Origin of the sequence: Brevibacillus sp. HD3.3A (assembly GCF_013284375.2) — a bacterium.
GTDB classification, from domain to species: Bacteria; Bacillota; Bacilli; order Brevibacillales; family Brevibacillaceae; genus Brevibacillus; species Brevibacillus parabrevis.
The window spans coordinates 5,475,424-5,492,500 of record NZ_CP085874.1 but is presented as its reverse complement, the minus strand read 5'-3'; the positions used below and the strand labels follow the sequence as shown (position 1 = coordinate 5,492,500).

Here is a 17,077-nt window from a genome sequence, read left to right as displayed (position 1 = left end):
AAGTCCTCTATGAGGTTATAGAAAAATGGGACCCGTCCATGGTAGAAGTGTATTTCTACATGGCGAACAACTACGCCAATCTCGAAGATTACCAGATGGCTGAAGAAATGGCTGTGCGCTATTTGCAGGAAGCCGGCAACGGACATTATCGGGAGGAAGCGGAAGAACTGCTCGATTACATTTACTTCGAGCTGGACTTGCCGCCGCGTCATTTTCTCCCGAGCGAAAATGAAGATGTGTACAGCAAACATGAGCGGGCACGTCGCAGCTTGGAAGAAGGCCGCTTCCTGGAGGCTTTGGACATTTTGAAAGAAATCGTGGAAGCCGACCCTGACTTTTTGCCAGCCTGGAACAATTTGTCCCTCGCCTATTATTACGTGGGCGACTTCCAGCAAGCGATGGAGACGATCGAGAAGACGCTGGAAAAAGAGCATGGCAATTTGCATGCCTTGTGCAATCTGGCTGTTTTGCTCTCCCATCACAACCATACTGTTGAGCTGTTGGCTTTGATGGACATGCTCAAAAAAGTCGTGCCGTTCCATCCGGAGAACACCTACAAGCTGGCGACGACAATGGGAGTCCTGGGACAGCATGACGAAGCTTTCTTCCACTATCAGCGTATGCTGCGCGCTGGCCGTCCGCACGAGGCTTGCACGTACCACTACGCGGCGATCTCGGCGTATTTGAGCGGACGAAAAGAGCAGGCACTGCGCTGGTGGCAAAAAGCAAAGCAGATGGACCCGGAATCCGGAATTGCTGACCAGTACATTCACATGGTAAAAAGCGAGCAAGAAGGGGAAACTATAAAGCCGATCCCTTATCAATACAATCCTCCGCAACGCGATGTTTCGTGGGAAAAAGCGCCTTTTACGGGAGTAGAGGATTTCAAAAACGATCCGATGATTCGTGCTTCGCTTTTGTGGGCTTTGCAGCATGGGCGGGACGAAGTCAAATTCGCCGTTTTGCAAACTTTGTCGTTGATCGGCGATGACGAGGCTGAACATGCCGTTCGCCAGTTTTACTACCAGACGGACAACCCTCAACTGCAAAAGCTGGCGTTGCTCGCTTTGGCTGACATGGGGGCGGCGATGCCTGAGGATGCGCCGGACTCGGCAAAGCACGCCAGCCACACGGGGATCGTACAAGGTGAGATGAGTGTGGAAGAGGGCATTCACCGCTACTTGATCGCAGAGGGCCAGCAGGAGGCAGGAGAGTGGTGCCTTCAGGTGTGGAACGTGCATCATGAATATATGCTCAGCCAAGTACAAGTGCGGAAAGCAGTTGCATGGATCGCTGCATTAGAATATGTATACGGAACTGTGGTAAACAGCAAGAAGTCGCAAGCGCACCTGGCTCAAAAGTACGGAGTTTCGGCTGCAACCGTCTCGAAGTGTGTCAAAGTATTGTCGACGCTTGATTTTAAATAGATTATTACTTTATAATAACTATAAATAAAGAAGCGTGTCAGACGAGGAGGCAACATATATGAGCGATCAAAAAGTTTATGATGTGATCATCGCCGGAGCCGGCCCTGCTGGTATGACGGCTGCTGTATACACTTCCCGTGCCAATATGAGCACTTTGATGCTGGAGAGAGGCATCCCGGGCGGTCAGATGGCCAACACCGAGGAAATCGAGAACTATCCAGGATTCAGCTCCATTCTCGGACCTGACCTGTCTACCAAAATGTTTGAACATGCGCAGTCATTCGGCGCTGAATACGCTTATGGCGAGATCAAGGAAATCCGCGATGAAGAGCCATACAAACGCGTAATCGCAGGCGACAAGGAATACTTGGCGAAATCTGTGATCGTTGCTACCGGAGCAGAGCACCGTCTGCTCGGAGTGCCGGGAGAAAAAGAACTGTCCGGCCGCGGCGTTTCGTATTGCGCGGTATGTGACGGAGCTTTCTTCCGCAACAAAGAGCTGGTTGTAGTAGGCGGCGGAGACTCTGCGGTTGAGGAAGCCGTATTCTTGACCCGCTTTGCTTCCAAAGTAACGATCGTACACCGTCGTGATCAGTTCCGCGCCCAAAAAATCTTGCAAAAACGCGCTTTTGAAAACGAAAAGATCGAAGTGATCTGGGATTCCGCCGTCAAAGAAATTCGCGGTGAAGGAAAAGTTCAATCCGTTCTTTTGGAAAACACCAAAACAGGTGAGCAAAGCGAGTTTGCGACAGATGGCGTGTTCATCTACGTAGGTATGGACCCACTGACAGAAAGCGTCCGTTCGCTGGGCATCACCAATGACGCTGGCTACATTTTGACTGATGAAAAAATGTACACAAAAGTAAAAGGCGTGTTCGCAGCCGGCGACGTTCGTGAAAAAATGCTGCGTCAAGTCGTAACCGCGACCGGAGACGGTTCGATCGCTGCTCAATCCGCGCAACATTACGTGGAAGAGCTGAACGAAAAGATAAAGGAACAAAATGTCACAATCTCTTAACGTGCTTGTAACATGGGTGAAATAATTCAAGGGTAAGATAAAGACAATGAATTGACCCCCTTATCTATATAAACATTGTTGCGTGGCTGAGAATGCAGTCGCGCATCTTTTTTTGTCCAAAAACAGCTTGTACGCTTTGGAAAAACAGATGGGAAAAGTGGGGAAGCGCCCAAAAAGGTGCGAATAGGGCAGTGATTATGGTATGCTATTGTCAGAATCGTAGGAGGCGAGTTGCGTGACGGAATTGGGAAACGACAAGGCCATTAATCTCCTGATCATTACCGGAATGTCAGGTGCGGGAAAAACAGTTGCTGTACAAAGCTTGGAGGATTTGGGTTATTTTTGCGTCGACAACCTGCCCCCTGTACTGATTCCCAAATTTGCCGAGTTGGTCAAACAGTCTGGCGGGAGTATTGAGCGTGTCGCTTTGGTTATCGATTTGCGGGGACGGGAGTTTTTCGAAAGTCTGTCCGTAACGATCGAGAGTCTGGAGCAGATGGAGGGATTGTCGTACCACATCCTCTATCTCGATGCGAACGATCAAACGCTGGTTTCCCGTTACAAGGAAACCCGTCGCAGACATCCGCTTTCACCGAACGGTTCCCCTCTGGAAGGAATACATGCTGAGCGCCGCTTGTTGCAGGAAATGAAGGGCTGGGCGCATCAGATTATCGATACGAGTCAAATGAAGCCGGCACAGCTTCGTGAAAAAATCATCAACCAATACGCACAACAAGGATCACCCCTTACGATCAATGTATTGTCGTTTGGCTTTAAATACGGTACGCCGATTGACGCGGACTTGATGTTTGATGTCCGGTTTTTGCCAAACCCTCACTACGTGGACGAATTGCGGCCCAAGACCGGATGTGATCCAGAAGTGGCTGATTACGTGATGAAACACAAGGAAACAAAAGAGTTCATCGAGAAGCTGACGGACTTTTTGGCGTATACGTTGCCGCATTACCAGCGGGAAGGGAAAAGCCAGTTGGTGATCGGCATCGGATGCACGGGAGGAAAACACCGTTCAGTCGCCATCGCCGAGCATTTGGGGGAGACGTTCGGAAAAGATTTTACCATCCGTGTCAGTCATCGAGACATGGAAAAGAACAAGTGAGCATAGGATGGCAGGAAGAAAAAGCAAGACGATGCACATGAGATAGCCACCTGTTTATTTGTATCAGAAATAATGAGGTGACATATGCCTACTAAGGGAATGGGGAGGCTACAGTCAAGGCCATTACGAATTGTCGTCATTGGCGGAGGAACGGGTCTGTCCGTCCTTTTGCGCGGTCTGAAGCATGAGCCGGTGCATATCACAGCGATCGTAACCGTAGCAGACGATGGGGGAAGCTCGGGACGTCTGCGCGAGGAAATGGATATGCTGCCACCGGGAGACATTCGCAATGTGTTGACTGCTTTGGCCGATACGGAGCCGTTGATGGAAAAAGTCATGCAGTACCGTTTTTCCTCAGGCACGGGATTAGCAGGGCATAATTTGGGAAATCTACTACTTGCGGCGATGAACGAAATCACGGGAGATTTTGTGACCGCAGTGAAAACGTTAAGCGGGGTTTTGGCAGTGCGAGGAGATGTACTGCCTGCATCTACGCAATCCATTCGTCTGAAAGCGGAGATGACGGATGGCTCCATCGTGGTGGGCGAATCCCAAATACCGCTGACGGGCAAGGAAATCAAACGGGTTTTCCTTGATCCTGTGGATGCTGTGCCGCTGAGCGAAGCTCTTTTGGCCATCGCCGAGGCGGATGCCATTTTGATTGGCCCGGGCAGCTTGTATACGAGCATACTGCCCAATTTGCTGGTGCGAGGCTTGTTTGCTGCGCTCAGACGCTCTACGGCCCCAAAGATTTACATTTGCAATGTAATGACACAGCCAGGAGAGACGGACGGTTTTTCCGCCTCCAAGCATGTGCAGGTTATGTACGAACATGTTAACGAATCATTTTTAGATACGATCATTGTCAACTCAGCAGAGCTGCCGAACCACGTATTGGAGAAATACGCGGAAAAAGGAGCTGCTCCCGTCCCGTGCGATCTGAAAAAGCTGCGTCAGCTCGGCTTGCATATTGTTGCAAAGCCGCTGGTCACATTCGAGGACGGTTACCTGCGTCATGATGCGCATGCAGTAAGCAAGCAAGTCGTTTCACTCGTCAAGCGCAGACGAAAGGTGCTGAAGATAGAGAAGGAGTAGTGAAGTTCGATGTCATTCGCCGCACATACCAAGAAAGAACTGACCATGATGGAGGGCGCCGATTGCTGCAACAAGGCCGAATTGTCTGCCTTGATCCGCATGAATGGGAGCTTGCAGTTCGGGGCAGGACGCCTGGTGCTGGATGTGACGACGGAAAACGCGGCGATTGCCAGAAGGATTTACACCTTGATCAAAAAGCTGTTTCAGACGCACTGTGAGCTGCTCGTCCGCAAAAAAATGCGTCTGAAAAAGAATAACGTCTACATCGTGCGTATACCCAACCAGGCCAATGAGATCTTGCAAAACCTGGCGATCATGGACAGCAGTCTCTCGTTCGTACCGGGGATCGCTCCTGAAATCGTGAAAAAGTCGTGTTGCCGGGCCGCCTACCTGCGTGGAGCTTTTCTGGCGGGCGGATCGGTCAATCACCCGGAAGCGTCCAGCTACCATCTGGAAATATTCACTTCCTACCAGGATTTCTGCGAAGCATTGACCAAGATCGCCAATCGGTATAAACTAAATGCCAAGTGCATCGAGCGGAAAAAAGGGTACGTCCTCTATATAAAAGAGGGCGAGAGAATTACCGAGTTTTTAAGTCTTATCGGTGCGCATCAGGCTCTCTTGTACTTCGAAGATGTCCGGATCGTCAAGGACATGCGAAACTCTGTAAACCGGCTGCATAATTGCGAGATTGCCAACATCAACAAAACGGTAAACGCTGCCACAAGACAAATGGAAAACATTCAGCTCATCGATCAGGAAATGGGGCTGGAGAATTTGCCCAGACGCCTGCGGGAAGTGGCGGAGCTTCGCGTGGCTCACCCCGATATCAATTTGAAAGAGTTGGGGGAAATGGTCCCGAGTGGAGTTGTCAGCAAATCGGGAATTAATCACCGCTTGCGAAAAATTAATGAAATCGCTGACAAAATACGAGAAAAACAAAATCTTTCGATGTAATTGCATGCTATACTAAAGGATAATAGTCTACAAGTAAGGAGGTCCATTCATGGTTCAACAGCAGGTTGTGGTTCAGTTGAAGACCGGTTTGCAGGCTCGTCCGGCTGCCTTTTTCGTGCAGGAGGCCAACCGCTTTGTATCGGAAGTATTCGTAGAAAAAGGCAACAAAAAAGTTAACGCGAAAAGCATCATGGGTATCATGAGCCTCGCGATCAGCTCCGGAACGGAGATTACCATTTTGGCGGAAGGGCCGGATGCCTCCCAGGCAGTATCGAGCCTCACGACGTTGGTAAGCAAGGAAGAGTAGAAAGATGGATGAAGACACTGTCCCGAAAGGGGAGTGTCTTTTTTTGTACAGATGCCCATGCATCAATTTCGTGAACGGAGGGTATTGCTAAACAATGTAGAGCGCAAAAAGGAGGAATGACTCATGAGCAATCGTGACACGTGTCAGGATAGCTGCAACGAAGGCCGGGATTCTTATGACATGGACATCGACCGGATGATCAATGAAGGGCTTGGCGGCGGAATCGTTTCTGATCAGAACGGTCTGATCGAAGAAACCAGCGTGGATACGATGACAGGGGCAAGCTCCGCGCAGCAAGCCTTAGAAAACGAGCGATAAGAGGGACGAAGCCATGGATCTGACAAGAGCGCAGGCAATCCTTTATTCTCCTGAGAAAATAAAGGTAGAATACCAGGGTGAATCGGTATGGATCGACTCTGTCGATGAGAAGACGTCCACAGCGCGTATTCATCAGGAAAGAAATCCGGGCAACAGCTTGACTGTGTATGTCAGCCAGTTGGAGGAATTGTGAAGTAGATGCAAAAAACACTCGGCCAGTCGTTGGCACGAGTGTTTTTGTGACGAAAGTCGTTACTTTTTCGCAGATGGCTCTGAAGTAATCACTTTGTCGATCAGTCCGTACTCTACTGCTTCCGCAGCGGAGAGGAAGTTGTCGCGATCCGTATCTTTTTGGATGCGCTCCAGTGGCTGTCCTGTCCGTTCAGCCAGGATGGTGTTCAAGTGGTCGCGCATTTTCAAAATGCGTTTTGCCGCGATTTCGATATCGCTTGCTTGACCTTGTGCACCGCCCAGAGGCTGGTGAATCATGACTTCACTGTTCGGCAGGGCATAGCGCTTGCCTTTTGTTCCGGCAGCCAACAGGAAAGCTCCCATGGAAGCAGCCATTCCGATACAAATGGTGGAAACGTCAGGTTTGATGAAGTGCATCGTATCGTAAATCGCCATGCCGGCAGTGATGGAACCGCCCGGGCTATTTATGTACAGATGAATGTCTTTCTCCGGATCTTCCGCCTGAAGGAACAACAGCTGGGCCACCACAATGTTGGCTACCGTGTCGTTGATGGGAGTTCCCAGAAAGATGATGCGGTCTTTGAGCAGGCGCGAATAAATATCGTAAGCACGTTCACCGCGGTTTGTCTGTTCAATGACGGTTGGAATCAAATTCATGTGCATCTAGTCTTCCTCCTCTCTTTGTAAGATTATCATACACAAAAGGTCAATGAAGGTCAAACACATAAGTGCACGCCCTCCCTACCATGGTTGCCAAATTGTCTCTCTCTAAACCTATGGCGGAACGAATGATTTCATTCTTCCTCTGTGTCCTCCGCTTCCGCCAGATCAACGGCAAGCTTGAGCGTCGCCTTCATTTTTTTCCCTTTGATGATCGTATACTCGTCTATTTGCAAGGCCGATAAGTGATTGATGGCTTCTGCCAGCTCCTGCTGATTTTTGTACGGCTGGATCGTCAACAGGCATTCTTCGTCACTGGCTTCCTGGTATATCAGAAAAAATCGCTCGCCTGCCATGAAGGCACCCTCCCATCTTTATAATTATCCACAGTTTTATCCACAGGTTGTGCACAAAAACATTTGTTCGCGGGATAGCATGCGTTGATTCCCATAGTTTTGGCATAATTGGCTAATCCTTTACATAGGAAAAGTATGGAACAAAAAAGGAGGAATATGAAGATTTGTGTCGAAAAACACAAAATTGGAATTCATTTCATAACAATCAAGGGGTGTTTATTATGCTTCGCAAGTTTTCCACATTGATGCTGACAGCTGCTTTGCTGACCGGAAGCGTAGCTGCAACAGCGGCTTTTGCTCAAACGGCACCTGCCAAACAACAAATCAAAATCACGGTTCAACTTAACGGCAAAGAGCTGCCATTTCCTCAGGACATCGTGACTGAGAACGGGGTAGCTTATGTCAATGCAAGCACTTTGGCAGTCGCACTGGGCGGTGCAGCTGCTTGGGATTCCACAACCAAATCGCTGCTGGTTTCCAAAGACAACAAGTACGGCCTGCGCATGTATGAAAACAACACGTTTGCATACAAAAACGGAAAAGAAACCCGTGTAGCAAACCCGCCGCGTCCCGTGACTGGTGGCGTATTGGTACCGCTGGTGTTCATCGCGGAAGAGCTTGGTGCAAAAGTGTCCTACGATGCAAAAACATGGACATACAAACTGACTACCGAGATCAACAAGTAACGCTTTGGATGATTCCTCCGTTGTGATTGCCCTGTGGCTTCTCGTATAATAGAGAAAAAGCAGGCGCAATCGAGAGGGGACTTACAAAAATGCAAGGAACCACGTTTGCCAGTGTAGCGTTGCTGGTTGGCTTTGTGGTAGTGGCTATATACGTTATGTGCAAAGCGTATTCCCAAAAATACAAAGAGTAACAAATATTTACCAAAAAAGAAGCCGCACCTTTCACGGGTGTGGCTATTTTATTTAATTTTCAGAAAATATATCATGCAGGAATATAAACTTCCACAATAAAACAACCAAAATATTATCATTTCTATTGCAAATTTTCTAAAATATCCTACAATAAAAGAGTGATTCATAGTTTGCACGTAAATAAAGAGGGGGATGTTTCGCTATGAAGAAACAAAAATCACTGTCGATCCTGGCTGCTACCGTAGCACTGGGGACATTGCTTGCAGGCTGCGGGGGCGGCCAGTCCAGCGCACCACAATCGAATGCAAACGGCGGCGGAAGCACCGGAGGCGGAGGGGCTGGGGAAAAACTGGTCATCGCTGTAGTCGGTCCGATGTCCGGTCAATATTCCGATTACGGAAGCACGGCCAAAGCAGGTGCTGAATATGCCCTGAAAGAAAAACAAGAGGCGTTCAAAGCACTCGGCTTTGAAGTACAGCTTTCCGCACAAGACGACCAGGCTGACCCGAAACAAGGGGTAGCGGTCGCACAAATGTTGATTTCCAATCCTGATGTAGTAGGGGTTGTAGGCCACGCAACAACGGGTGCCTCCATCACTGCTGCTGCTCAATACGATCAAGAGAAGCTCGTCATGGTATCGCCATCTGCGACAGGCTCTGACCTGACGGAGCAAGGCAAAAAGATCGTACACCGCATCTGTGCGCGTGACGATCAGCAAGGTTCCAAGGCAGCGATCTATGCGAAAAACCAACTGGGCGTAAAAACAGCGTTCGTCATGCACGACAAGGCTGCTTACGGTCAAGGGCTTGCTGAAGAAGTGAAAAAGCAATTTGAAAAAGACGGCGTGGAAATTGTCGGCTTTGAAGGGGTAACAGCTGGAGAGAAAGATTACAGTGCCGTCATCAACCAGATCGTATCCAAAAATCCGGAAATGATCTACTTCGGCGGTTACTACTCCGATGCGGGCATTATCGTGAAGCAAGCGCGCGAAAAAGGCTACAAAGGCATCTTCATGGGTGGAGACGGCTACGACTCTGCTGACCTGGTGAAAATCGCTGGTGCCGATAACGCGAACAACGTAGTGTTCACTTCTACTGTCGGCGATGTAGGGGCTACACCTGAAGGCAAGAAATGGATCGAAGACTTTGAAAAATCGACTGGCAACAAAGTGGGTATCTTCACATCCTTTGGCTATGACTCCATGGGTGTAATGCTCAGCGGTTTGGAAGAGGCGATCAAAGCGAACGGCGGCAAAAAGCCAACCCGTGAGCAAGTGCTGGAAGCTGTGCACAAAACAAAAGACTACAAAGGCAAATTCGTTAACGTAACGTTCAACGAAAAAGGCGACAACGAGTTCGCGTCCGTATATGTGTACAAATACGAGAACGGTCAAAAAGTATACATCGGGGAAGCGAAATAATCGCTCAGTATGATCAGGCCGTTTCGGACATACTACGTTTGGCACGAAGACCAGCTAACATGAGGAGGGATTCGCATGTCAAACAATCGCAATACGAAAAACGGCGGCAATCAGGGACACAGCAGCAAGACGCAGGGCACGCAAAAGCAAAAGTCCGAGCGAGATCGCAACCTGAATAAGCAAGACCCGCAATAAGCAAAAGCCCACCCAAGCGAGCGATAAGCTCCTGGGTGGGTTTTTGTGTTTACCAGATTCCTTGCTTGCTCGGCAGGCGTTTTTCTGGATGGCCGTAGCCTTGATGCTTGCGGCTTCTGAGGTTTTTGGCTTGTGATTCATGAATTTTGGCGACGAACTCACTCGTACTCATCTTGGTAAAATCCATCGGGCACCTCCATGCGGTTTGGCTTGACGCCTTTCTTTAGGATAGCCCTTTTTCAGCGGCGACAATCGGCAACGTGATTTTTACCGTAGTTCCTTCACCTGGCTTGCTGCTCACTTCCAGATGGCCGTCGTGGTCTTTGATGATTTTGCGGCTGATCATCAGCCCTAATCCGGTTCCATTGTCTTTGGTCGTGAAAAAAGGCTCGCCCAGCTTGGGAAGCAGCTCTTCCGGTATGCCGCAGCCATTGTCGGTAATCGTGATGACCACTTGGCCAGCGGCTTTTGCCGAAGTGGTCAGGGTGACATCTCCATGCCCGCTCATGGCCTCGATTGCATTTTTGATGACGTTGATAAACACTTGCTTGAGCTGGTTTTCTTCCCCGGAGATGAGGGGATCGCAGCCAAAAGCGGTGTGGAAGCGGATGTTCTTCAAGTTTGCTTCTGACGCCAGCAAGGTCAGCACATTTTTCAGCAAGAAGACCAGCGGGAGAGATTTGATCTTGACGTTGTGCGGCTTCGCGAGCACGAGCAACTCACTGACGATGAAATTGATTCGATCCAGCTCGGAAAGCATGATGTCTGCGTACATTTGATGATCAACCAGCGTCGGCTTCAACAGCTGAATAAAGCCGCGCAGCGAAGTGAGCGGATTGCGGATTTCGTGAGCGATGCCCGCTGCCAGCTCGCCGATGACAGAGAGTTTCTCGGCATTGCGCAGCAGCATCTCGTTGTTTCTCCGCTCGGTAATATCGCGGGAAACGATAATGAAGCCGTCGCATTCGCCGTTGTCGGCCAGGATCGGGGTTCCTTTTGCCTCCAGCACGAGCCAGTCGCCGCTCACCGTGCGATAGCGAAATTCACACGTTCGCGGCTCCAGCGTTTCCATTAAATCTTGAAATTGCAGGTCGACGCGTTCCAGATCATCCGGGTGAATGTTTTTGAAGGACAGCTTGCCGGCATGCCTCATCGTTCCCGTGACTCGCTCGTATGAGGGAGAGAGGTGGACGATGTCTCCGTGCTTGTCGGTTATCAAAATCAAATCGTCCGTATGCTCCGCGATAAGTTGGCTTTCTTTTCTGATTTTGGACAAGGCCGCTTCAGATACTTTGCGCTCCATGACATTGCGGGAGACAAACATGACGTTTTTCACCGTGCCATCCTCGGAAGCAACGGGAATCCCGCGTGTCTCAAAAGAAATCCATGTTCCATTTTTGTGCCGGGAGCGAAATTCCAGGAAAACCGGCTGATTCTTTTCGAAAATTTCTTGCTTCTTGGTCAAAAGCAGGGGGAAATCGTCTGGATGTGTAATCTCCAGGCTGCCGGGGGAGACGAGTTCGGAAGGCAAATAGCCCAATTGCTGCTCGACAGAGGGGGAAACGTAGACACGCTTCAGCGACTCGTCGAAAATCGTGACGATATCTTGGGTATGGTCTATCAACAGTCGATACTTGGTTTCTGTTTGAAGCAACGCTTTTTCGACCCGTTTGCGCTCGGAAATGTCTCGCGTGAGGCACGAAGCGGCGATGATGCTTCCGTTTGCGTCGCGTATGGGGGCGGCGGACAACGTAACCTCCACCTGTGTGCCGTCTTTTCGCCTGCGGATCGTTTCGTAGTTGGTCAAATGCACGCCCATGTTTCGGACGGCATCAAACAACTGTCTCGTCTCGCTGACAAGCTCGTCCGGGATAAAGCAGTACGGGGAGGCGTTGATTTCCGCAAGCGACCAGCCGTAATACTGTTCAAATGCCTGATTGACCAAAACGATCTGGTTGTTCATGTCACTGATCGAGATGGCGTCTGTCGTAAAGTGAAAAAATGCTTTCAAAATCTGATCCGGGAAGAAGAGTCTCGCCGCGTCGGGGTGGGAGCGCCTTTTTTTCCACTTGTATGTGGGCGTGAGCTTATCTGTCATAGCTATCCTGCCTTGGCATTCAATTATTTGGATTTGCAGATTCGTGTCAAGATAGTCATAGTATTCGAGCTATTGGGGTTATTTTCCTATCACCAAATTCAGAATAGAAAGGGACAATATGGAAAACGAAAAATTGGCAAACGGAGGACGGTTCAAACTGGACGAAAAAATAGGCTATAATGAAAGAAGGAAAACAGGCGGAGGTGTCTTGCATGAGTACGGGGTTTATTGTTGCGTTGGTGATTGTCTTTGTCCTCATCATCGGACTCACGATATTGATTACAAACAAAGCTTATGCCCGCAAACCGGAGCAGGTAGATCCGCTTCCGGGGAAAGAACTGGCGCAGAAAGAGCTGGATCAGTAGCGCAGAACGAATGAATGGTTTGCCTGTGAGCCTGCGATGGGGATGTGCTGTCGCAGGCTTTCAGGTAGAAAGACAAGGTCAGACCAAGGAAAACAAAAAAGACTGGAGCGAGTCCAGTCTTTTTTCATATGGTACGCCTGAAGGGAATCGAACCCCCGCACATGGTTCCGGAGACCATTGCTCTATCCACTGAGCTACAGGCGTATGATGTGAATGGGTGACACTAATCAATTATAAGGGATTACCACAGGAAAATGCAAACGAAAAACGAGATTTTGTGTGATTTTTTTTCATGAGTGTGAACAGAAGCGGAGCATTAATTTTTGCAGATCATCTTCAAAAATTGGCAGGAAAATTGCAAGAGAGAACGAATATAATGAAAATTAAAGAGACATCTCGCAAGAAGCAGTGGGAAGGGGGCGAACTTCATGAACATGGGACTGGGGTTGTATCAAGAACAGACGCTGAAATTAGTGATGACGCCGGAATTGCGTCAAGCCATTACCATATTGCAATACTCAGCTGTTGACCTGATTTCCTATTTGCAGGATCAGGCCAACGAAAATCCTGTATTCGACCTGGAAGTAGCGGGAGAAGTGGCCTCGGCGAAAGCCGAAAAGCCGGCGCCAGAGATTGACTGGAAGGAAATCGTTGGCAACCGCGCGACGGGTGAGTACTCTCCGGCAAAAAATGAAAGCACTTACAACCCGTTGGATTATGTTCAGCAAGGCAGTGAAAACTTGTATGAGCATCTGGAGCGGCAGCTTGGCTACGTGAAGGGCTTCTCCCCTTTGCAAAGGCAAATCGCACTGTTTTTGATCGGAAACCTGGACGAAAAAGGTTACCTGGAAATAACGCTGGAGGAAGCGAGCCGCAATCTCGGAGTAGAGATGCTGGAGATTGAGGATGTACTGTCGGTCTTGCAGCACTTTGACCCGGTAGGAGTAGCGGCGCGCAGTCTGGAGGAATGTTTGCTGTTGCAGTTGGAGCACCTGGCGCTCGATGACGAGAAGATCGTCATGGTCGTCCGCAACCACCTGCAAGACCTCGCAGACAACCGTTACCAGCGCATTGCCGACAAAGTAGGCTGCACGCCGCAGGAAGTGCAGACGATGGCGGATCTCGTTCGGACGCTGAATCCCAGGCCGGGTGCTCAGTTCTCTCAATCCGAGACAAGATACGTCATCCCGGACGTGACCGTGGAAAAAGTCGGCAGCGAGTACGTGGTGCTAGTCAACGATGTGGCGGCTCCGCGCTTGAAAATCAACAGCTTTTATGAAAAAATGCTCAGTCAGCAAAAAAGCCAGGAAGAAGCGAAGCAGTTTATCCACGACAAGCTCAACGCCGCCATGTGGCTGGCGAAGAGCCTGGAACAGCGCCGTCTGACTCTCATGCGCGTAACGCAGGCGATCGTGGACATGCAACGCGACTTTTTTGACCGGGGCATCCATTATTTGAAGCCGATGACGCAAAAGGAAATCGCCGAGCGCGTCAGCTTGCATGAATCGACGATCAGCCGGGCAACCAGCAACAAATACGTGCAAACGCCGCGGGGAATTTTCGAGCTGAAATACTTTTTCACTTCGGCACTCACCACTTCCAGCGGGTCTGCAACGTCCTCCGAGAGCGTAAAACGCAGAATCAAGGCGCTGATTGAGCAGGAGGATCGCAAGGCGCCACTCTCCGACCAGAAGCTGGGGGAAATGCTGCTTGCAGAAGGAATCGAGATTTCTCGCCGCACGGTCGCCAAGTATCGGGAGGAAATGCTGATTCCATCCTCGGCCAAACGAAAGAGGTTTTAAAAGCCAATGAACAACAGGCAGCTTGAAATTGTCTTGTACGGACGAAAAAAATGCCATCTGTGCGAAGATGTGGAACTGATCATCCGCGCTTTGGCAGAGGAGTTTCCTTTACAGCTAAGCGTCGTGGATATCGAAAGCGATGAAACGTTGCACGAAGAGATGATGCTGGTGATTCCGGTAGTCGCGATTGATGGAGAGGTCGTATTTCGCTCGATCACTCATGTCGTGACCATGGAAGAGCTGCGAGCGGAATTTGCCAGGCGCCAGAATTGACTGAAAAAAGCTCCCCCTGTGCCAATATTTAGGTCAGGGGGAGCTTGCATGTTTGCCTGCGATATGCTACATTCAAGTTGTAGCAAGTGATCTTTTTTTTGTACGAATCGGGACAAAAAATGTATATACAGGGACAAAAAACGTCCCGATCAATTTTACAGCCAAGGATGTAAGCACATGCGACGTTTACTGGAACTGCAACAGAAGTTGCTGCCTGACCTGACCAGGGTCTTGCGTGAAAGGTACATGTTGCTCCGATCGATCTATCACTTGCAGCCGATTGGGCGCAGAGGGCTTGCTCAGGCGATGAACACTACCGAGCGCATTTTGCGTTCCGAGGTAGAGCTGTTGAAAGAGACAGGGCTTCTGACGGTTACCGCTGCGGGAATGCAGTTGAGCGGCGAAGGACAGCAAGTGTTGGACGACATGGAGCCGCTTGTCGGCGAGCTGTTTGGCCTCCGGGACTTGGCAGAAGGGCTGCAAAAGAAGCTCGGCATCCCGGAAGTGATCGTGGTGCAGGGCGATGCAGACCAGTCTCCCTGGGTCAAAGCCGAGCTTGGACGCGTAGGCGCGAGAGTTTTGAAGCAAGCGATCCAAGAGGGCGATATTGTCGCTGTGACTGGCGGCACTTCGATTGCCAGCGTAGCCAATCACCTGACGCCTTCCGCTTCGTTCAAGCATGTACAGTTCGTACCTGCTCGCGGCGGGCTGGGCGAGAGAGTGGAGCTGCAAGCCAACACGCTCGCTGCCGCGATGGCTGCCAAGACAGGGGCTACTTATCGGCTGCTGCACGTGCCGGATCGGTTGCACCCGGAAGCGCTGCAAACATTGCTCAAAGAGCCTCAGGTGCAAGACGTTCTCGCGCTTTTGCAAAATACGCGGATCGTGCTGCACGGGATTGGCGACGCGATCGCCATGGCTCGTCGGCGCAATTACTCCGAAGAAGAGCTGGCTGATCTGGCAGAAGCGGGAGCGGTATCCGAAGCGTTTGGCTACTACTTTAATGAAGCAGGCGAAACGGTCCACCGGATGCCGACTATCGGACTTCAGCTGGAAGAAGTGCACAAGGCTGAAACCGTGCTTTCCATAGCAGGGGGCGAAAGCAAGGCAAAAGCGATTCTTTCCTTTGCCAAACAATCGTGTCAGAATGTACTCATTACAGATGAGGGAGCGGCAAGAGCACTCTTGTCCACACGATTGTAACGGGGAAGGAAGTTGATCGTATGTCTACGGCGCAAGTTACGCCGATCCTGGCGATGATTGCAGGAATCGTGCTCAGTTTGTCGCTCGGTTTGCCGATCGCATGGGGGATTGTTTTTGCGATCCTGGTCACACTGGTAAGTGTAAGAAAGCTGGGCTTTTCCATCAGGCAGCAATTCGGCTTTGGCTGGGAAGGTGTCAAGAAGACGAAGCCGGTTCTCATGATCCTGTTTTTGGTGGGCGTGCTGATTCCGCTTTTGATGATGGGAGGAACGATACCCGCGATCATTTATTACGGGTTGTCCATCGTCAACGTCGACTATTTGTTCGTTCTCTCCTTTTTGCTGACAGGAGCAGTCAGTTACCTGCTTGGAACGTCTGTCGGCACGCTTAGCACCATCGGACTTTCCTTGATGGGGATTGCCCACGCAGCAGGGATATCGCCAGCGATTACGGGCGGAGCCTTGATCTCGGGAGCGATGGTGGGGGAACGATTTTCACCAATATCCAGCAGCCGTCTGCTTGTCCTCTCCAATGTAGGGATGACAGAAGCGCAAGATGGAAAAACGAGACGTCCTGCCATGCTTGCCACAGGCATATGCGCCGTTTTGTTTCTCGCTCTCGACCTGTTCCGGTCACAGGCAGGTTCAGGCGAAATGATTCAAATGTATCAGGAGCTTTTGACGAGCCACTTTTCGATTAACTGGTTGCTCATGCTGCCGCTGCTTGTCCTCATCGGGTCTTTTGCCCTGAGGATCAAGGCCGTAACGGCTCTTTTGCTCGGCATTGTCGTCAGTGCCGTGATGGTGCTCGTTCACGGGCAGCTTGATGTCAGCACGTTTTTTTCCGCCATGCTGAACGGCTACGAGCTGCACTCAGGTACAAGGCTGGATCAGCTTGTACACGGCGGGGGGATGGTTGCCATTTTGAACGTCCTGCTGCTGATTGTTTTGGCAGGGTTTTTGAACGGCATATTGAACCAGGCCCAAATTCTTGCCCCGATTGTCGATAAATGGATGGGCGAGACGAAAAATCCGACGCTGCTGGTAGCGAAAGCAACTGCTTTGTCGCTCCTGGTCATCATCATCAGCTGTAACCAGACCATTCCGATTCTGGTGCTGGGAACGACGCTTTTGGACCGATTCTCCCAATGGAGCAAAGGGCGCGAGTTGCTGGGGAAAACCATGCTCGATTCTACGGTAGTCATGCCTGTGCTGATTCCGTGGAACGGATTGTCGATGATGATGGCTCTGACGCTGGGAGTTCCCACCGTACAGACGTTGCCCTTTGTATTTTTCAGCATTTTGTTGCCGATTGTCACCATTCTCTCCACCCGATGGTTTCTTCCGGAAGGTGGGATGATAGCCATAAAGAATAAAGCTAGTTAACGATCAGGAGG

19 protein-coding genes and 1 tRNA gene (1 of these 20 cut by a window edge) are annotated in these 17,077 nt (G+C 50.2%); 15 read left to right on the top strand and 5 right to left on the bottom strand.

Going from position 1 to position 17,077, the window contains the following annotated elements; all coding sequences use genetic code 11:
- The 8 genes from HP435_RS25695 to HP435_RS25660 all read left to right on the top strand — a co-directional run.
- Window positions 1-1,427, top strand: the 3' portion of a protein-coding gene (locus HP435_RS25695) for a tetratricopeptide repeat protein (protein ID WP_122963658.1). Its footprint begins 223 nt before the window's first position; 1,427 of the gene's 1,650 nt are visible here — the last part of the coding sequence; its start codon lies beyond the left edge, outside the window; the stop codon is at window positions 1,425-1,427.
- Between the two features lie 58 nt (window positions 1,428-1,485).
- Window positions 1,486-2,445 (top strand): thioredoxin-disulfide reductase, encoded by a 960-nt coding sequence (gene trxB / locus HP435_RS25690; RefSeq protein WP_063230994.1) that lies wholly within the window; start codon window positions 1,486-1,488, stop codon window positions 2,443-2,445.
- Window positions 2,446-2,680: 235 nt separating this feature from the next.
- A complete protein-coding gene (gene rapZ, locus HP435_RS25685) occupies window positions 2,681-3,562 on the top strand; it encodes an RNase adapter RapZ (RefSeq protein WP_122963660.1) in 882 nt (293 codons plus the stop codon).
- 84 nt (window positions 3,563-3,646) lie between these two features.
- Window positions 3,647-4,657 carry a gluconeogenesis factor YvcK family protein gene (gene yvcK / locus HP435_RS25680; protein ID WP_122963661.1) on the top strand — a complete coding sequence of 337 codons (1,011 nt, stop codon included), beginning with the start codon at window positions 3,647-3,649 and terminating at the stop codon, window positions 4,655-4,657.
- A 9-nt stretch (window positions 4,658-4,666) separates the two neighbouring features.
- Complete coding sequence (whiA, locus tag HP435_RS25675; RefSeq protein ID WP_122963662.1) at window positions 4,667-5,614, top strand: DNA-binding protein WhiA; 948 nt, start codon at window positions 4,667-4,669, stop codon at window positions 5,612-5,614.
- 49 nt (window positions 5,615-5,663) lie between these two features.
- Window positions 5,664-5,921 carry an HPr family phosphocarrier protein gene (locus HP435_RS25670; protein ID WP_173599431.1) on the top strand — a complete coding sequence of 86 codons (258 nt, stop codon included), beginning with the start codon at window positions 5,664-5,666 and terminating at the stop codon, window positions 5,919-5,921.
- A gap of 123 nt (window positions 5,922-6,044) precedes the next feature.
- Window positions 6,045-6,239, top strand: coding sequence for a hypothetical protein (locus tag HP435_RS25665; protein ID WP_063230989.1), 195 nt, complete (start codon window positions 6,045-6,047; stop codon window positions 6,237-6,239).
- Window positions 6,240-6,252: 13 nt separating this feature from the next.
- On the top strand, window positions 6,253-6,432 hold the full coding sequence (locus HP435_RS25660; RefSeq protein ID WP_122963663.1) for an H-type small acid-soluble spore protein: 180 nt from the start codon (window positions 6,253-6,255) through the stop codon (window positions 6,430-6,432).
- Window positions 6,433-6,491: 59 nt separating this feature from the next.
- Here HP435_RS25660 and clpP read toward each other — a convergent pair whose 3' ends face one another.
- Both clpP and HP435_RS25650 read right to left on the bottom strand, forming a co-directional pair.
- Complete coding sequence (clpP, locus tag HP435_RS25655; protein WP_063230987.1) at window positions 6,492-7,094, bottom strand: ATP-dependent Clp endopeptidase proteolytic subunit ClpP; 603 nt, start codon at window positions 7,092-7,094, stop codon at window positions 6,492-6,494.
- Window positions 7,095-7,225: 131 nt separating this feature from the next.
- Window positions 7,226-7,447: a hypothetical protein gene (locus tag HP435_RS25650; protein WP_063230986.1), complete on the bottom strand. Its 222-nt coding sequence runs from the start codon at window positions 7,445-7,447 to the stop codon at window positions 7,226-7,228.
- 221 nt (window positions 7,448-7,668) lie between these two features.
- On the opposite strand from HP435_RS25650, the gene HP435_RS25645 reads away from it, so the two are divergent.
- Window positions 7,669-8,133, top strand: coding sequence for a copper amine oxidase N-terminal domain-containing protein (locus HP435_RS25645; RefSeq protein ID WP_122963665.1), 465 nt, complete (start codon window positions 7,669-7,671; stop codon window positions 8,131-8,133).
- Window positions 8,134-8,527: 394 nt separating this feature from the next.
- On the top strand, window positions 8,528-9,745 hold the full coding sequence (locus HP435_RS25640; RefSeq protein WP_173597714.1) for a branched-chain amino acid ABC transporter substrate-binding protein: 1,218 nt from the start codon (window positions 8,528-8,530) through the stop codon (window positions 9,743-9,745).
- 244 nt (window positions 9,746-9,989) lie between these two features.
- Here the strand turns inward: HP435_RS25640 and HP435_RS25635 are convergent, their stop codons facing one another.
- Together HP435_RS25635 and HP435_RS25630 are read right to left on the bottom strand one after the other, a co-directional pair.
- Window positions 9,990-10,127 carry a DUF4023 domain-containing protein gene (locus HP435_RS25635; protein WP_083955789.1) on the bottom strand — a complete coding sequence of 46 codons (138 nt, stop codon included), beginning with the start codon at window positions 10,125-10,127 and terminating at the stop codon, window positions 9,990-9,992.
- 36 nt (window positions 10,128-10,163) lie between these two features.
- A complete protein-coding gene (locus HP435_RS25630) occupies window positions 10,164-12,038 on the bottom strand; it encodes a PAS domain-containing sensor histidine kinase (RefSeq protein WP_173597713.1) in 1,875 nt (624 codons plus the stop codon).
- A gap of 212 nt (window positions 12,039-12,250) precedes the next feature.
- Here HP435_RS25630 and HP435_RS25625 point away from each other — a divergent pair, with 212 nt between their 5' ends.
- Window positions 12,251-12,403, top strand: coding sequence for a hypothetical protein (locus HP435_RS25625; protein ID WP_167470261.1), 153 nt, complete (start codon window positions 12,251-12,253; stop codon window positions 12,401-12,403).
- A gap of 129 nt (window positions 12,404-12,532) precedes the next feature.
- Here the strand turns inward: HP435_RS25625 and HP435_RS25620 are convergent.
- Window positions 12,533-12,607, bottom strand: a tRNA-Arg gene (locus tag HP435_RS25620).
- A gap of 224 nt (window positions 12,608-12,831) precedes the next feature.
- On the opposite strand from HP435_RS25620, the gene rpoN reads away from it, so the two are divergent.
- From rpoN to HP435_RS25600, 4 genes are all read left to right on the top strand, one after another.
- Window positions 12,832-14,205 (top strand): RNA polymerase factor sigma-54, encoded by a 1,374-nt coding sequence (gene rpoN / locus HP435_RS25615; RefSeq protein ID WP_173597712.1) that lies wholly within the window; start codon window positions 12,832-12,834, stop codon window positions 14,203-14,205.
- 6 nt (window positions 14,206-14,211) lie between these two features.
- Window positions 14,212-14,478 carry a glutaredoxin family protein gene (locus HP435_RS25610; protein ID WP_122963671.1) on the top strand — a complete coding sequence of 89 codons (267 nt, stop codon included), beginning with the start codon at window positions 14,212-14,214 and terminating at the stop codon, window positions 14,476-14,478.
- 177 nt (window positions 14,479-14,655) lie between these two features.
- A complete protein-coding gene (locus tag HP435_RS25605; RefSeq protein ID WP_122963672.1) occupies window positions 14,656-15,681 on the top strand; it encodes a sugar-binding transcriptional regulator in 1,026 nt (341 codons plus the stop codon).
- A 20-nt stretch (window positions 15,682-15,701) separates the two neighbouring features.
- Window positions 15,702-17,066, top strand: coding sequence for a Na+/H+ antiporter NhaC family protein (locus HP435_RS25600; RefSeq protein WP_122963673.1), 1,365 nt, complete (start codon window positions 15,702-15,704; stop codon window positions 17,064-17,066).
- The last annotated feature ends 11 nt before the right edge of the window (window positions 17,067-17,077 follow it).

Coding starts and splice junctions, on each gene's coding strand:
- trxB (WP_063230994.1), top strand. CDS start 1,486: ATGAGCGATCAAAAAGTTTATGATGTGATCATCGCCGGAGCCGGCCCT.
- yvcK (WP_122963661.1), top strand. CDS start 3,647: ATGCCTACTAAGGGAATGGGGAGGCTACAGTCAAGGCCATTACGAATT.
- whiA (WP_122963662.1), top strand. CDS start 4,667: ATGTCATTCGCCGCACATACCAAGAAAGAACTGACCATGATGGAGGGC.
- HP435_RS25670 (WP_173599431.1), top strand. CDS start 5,664: ATGGTTCAACAGCAGGTTGTGGTTCAGTTGAAGACCGGTTTGCAGGCT.
- HP435_RS25665 (WP_063230989.1), top strand. CDS start 6,045: ATGAGCAATCGTGACACGTGTCAGGATAGCTGCAACGAAGGCCGGGAT.
- HP435_RS25660 (WP_122963663.1), top strand. CDS start 6,253: ATGGATCTGACAAGAGCGCAGGCAATCCTTTATTCTCCTGAGAAAATA.
- clpP (WP_063230987.1), bottom strand. CDS start 7,094: ATGCACATGAATTTGATTCCAACCGTCATTGAACAGACAAACCGCGGT.
- HP435_RS25650 (WP_063230986.1), bottom strand. CDS start 7,447: ATGGCAGGCGAGCGATTTTTTCTGATATACCAGGAAGCCAGTGACGAA.
- HP435_RS25645 (WP_122963665.1), top strand. CDS start 7,669: ATGCTTCGCAAGTTTTCCACATTGATGCTGACAGCTGCTTTGCTGACC.
- HP435_RS25640 (WP_173597714.1), top strand. CDS start 8,528: ATGAAGAAACAAAAATCACTGTCGATCCTGGCTGCTACCGTAGCACTG.
- HP435_RS25635 (WP_083955789.1), bottom strand. CDS start 10,127: ATGGATTTTACCAAGATGAGTACGAGTGAGTTCGTCGCCAAAATTCAT.
- HP435_RS25630 (WP_173597713.1), bottom strand. CDS start 12,038: ATGACAGATAAGCTCACGCCCACATACAAGTGGAAAAAAAGGCGCTCC.
- HP435_RS25625 (WP_167470261.1), top strand. CDS start 12,251: ATGAGTACGGGGTTTATTGTTGCGTTGGTGATTGTCTTTGTCCTCATC.
- rpoN (WP_173597712.1), top strand. CDS start 12,832: ATGAACATGGGACTGGGGTTGTATCAAGAACAGACGCTGAAATTAGTG.
- HP435_RS25610 (WP_122963671.1), top strand. CDS start 14,212: ATGAACAACAGGCAGCTTGAAATTGTCTTGTACGGACGAAAAAAATGC.
- HP435_RS25605 (WP_122963672.1), top strand. CDS start 14,656: ATGCGACGTTTACTGGAACTGCAACAGAAGTTGCTGCCTGACCTGACC.
- HP435_RS25600 (WP_122963673.1), top strand. CDS start 15,702: ATGTCTACGGCGCAAGTTACGCCGATCCTGGCGATGATTGCAGGAATC.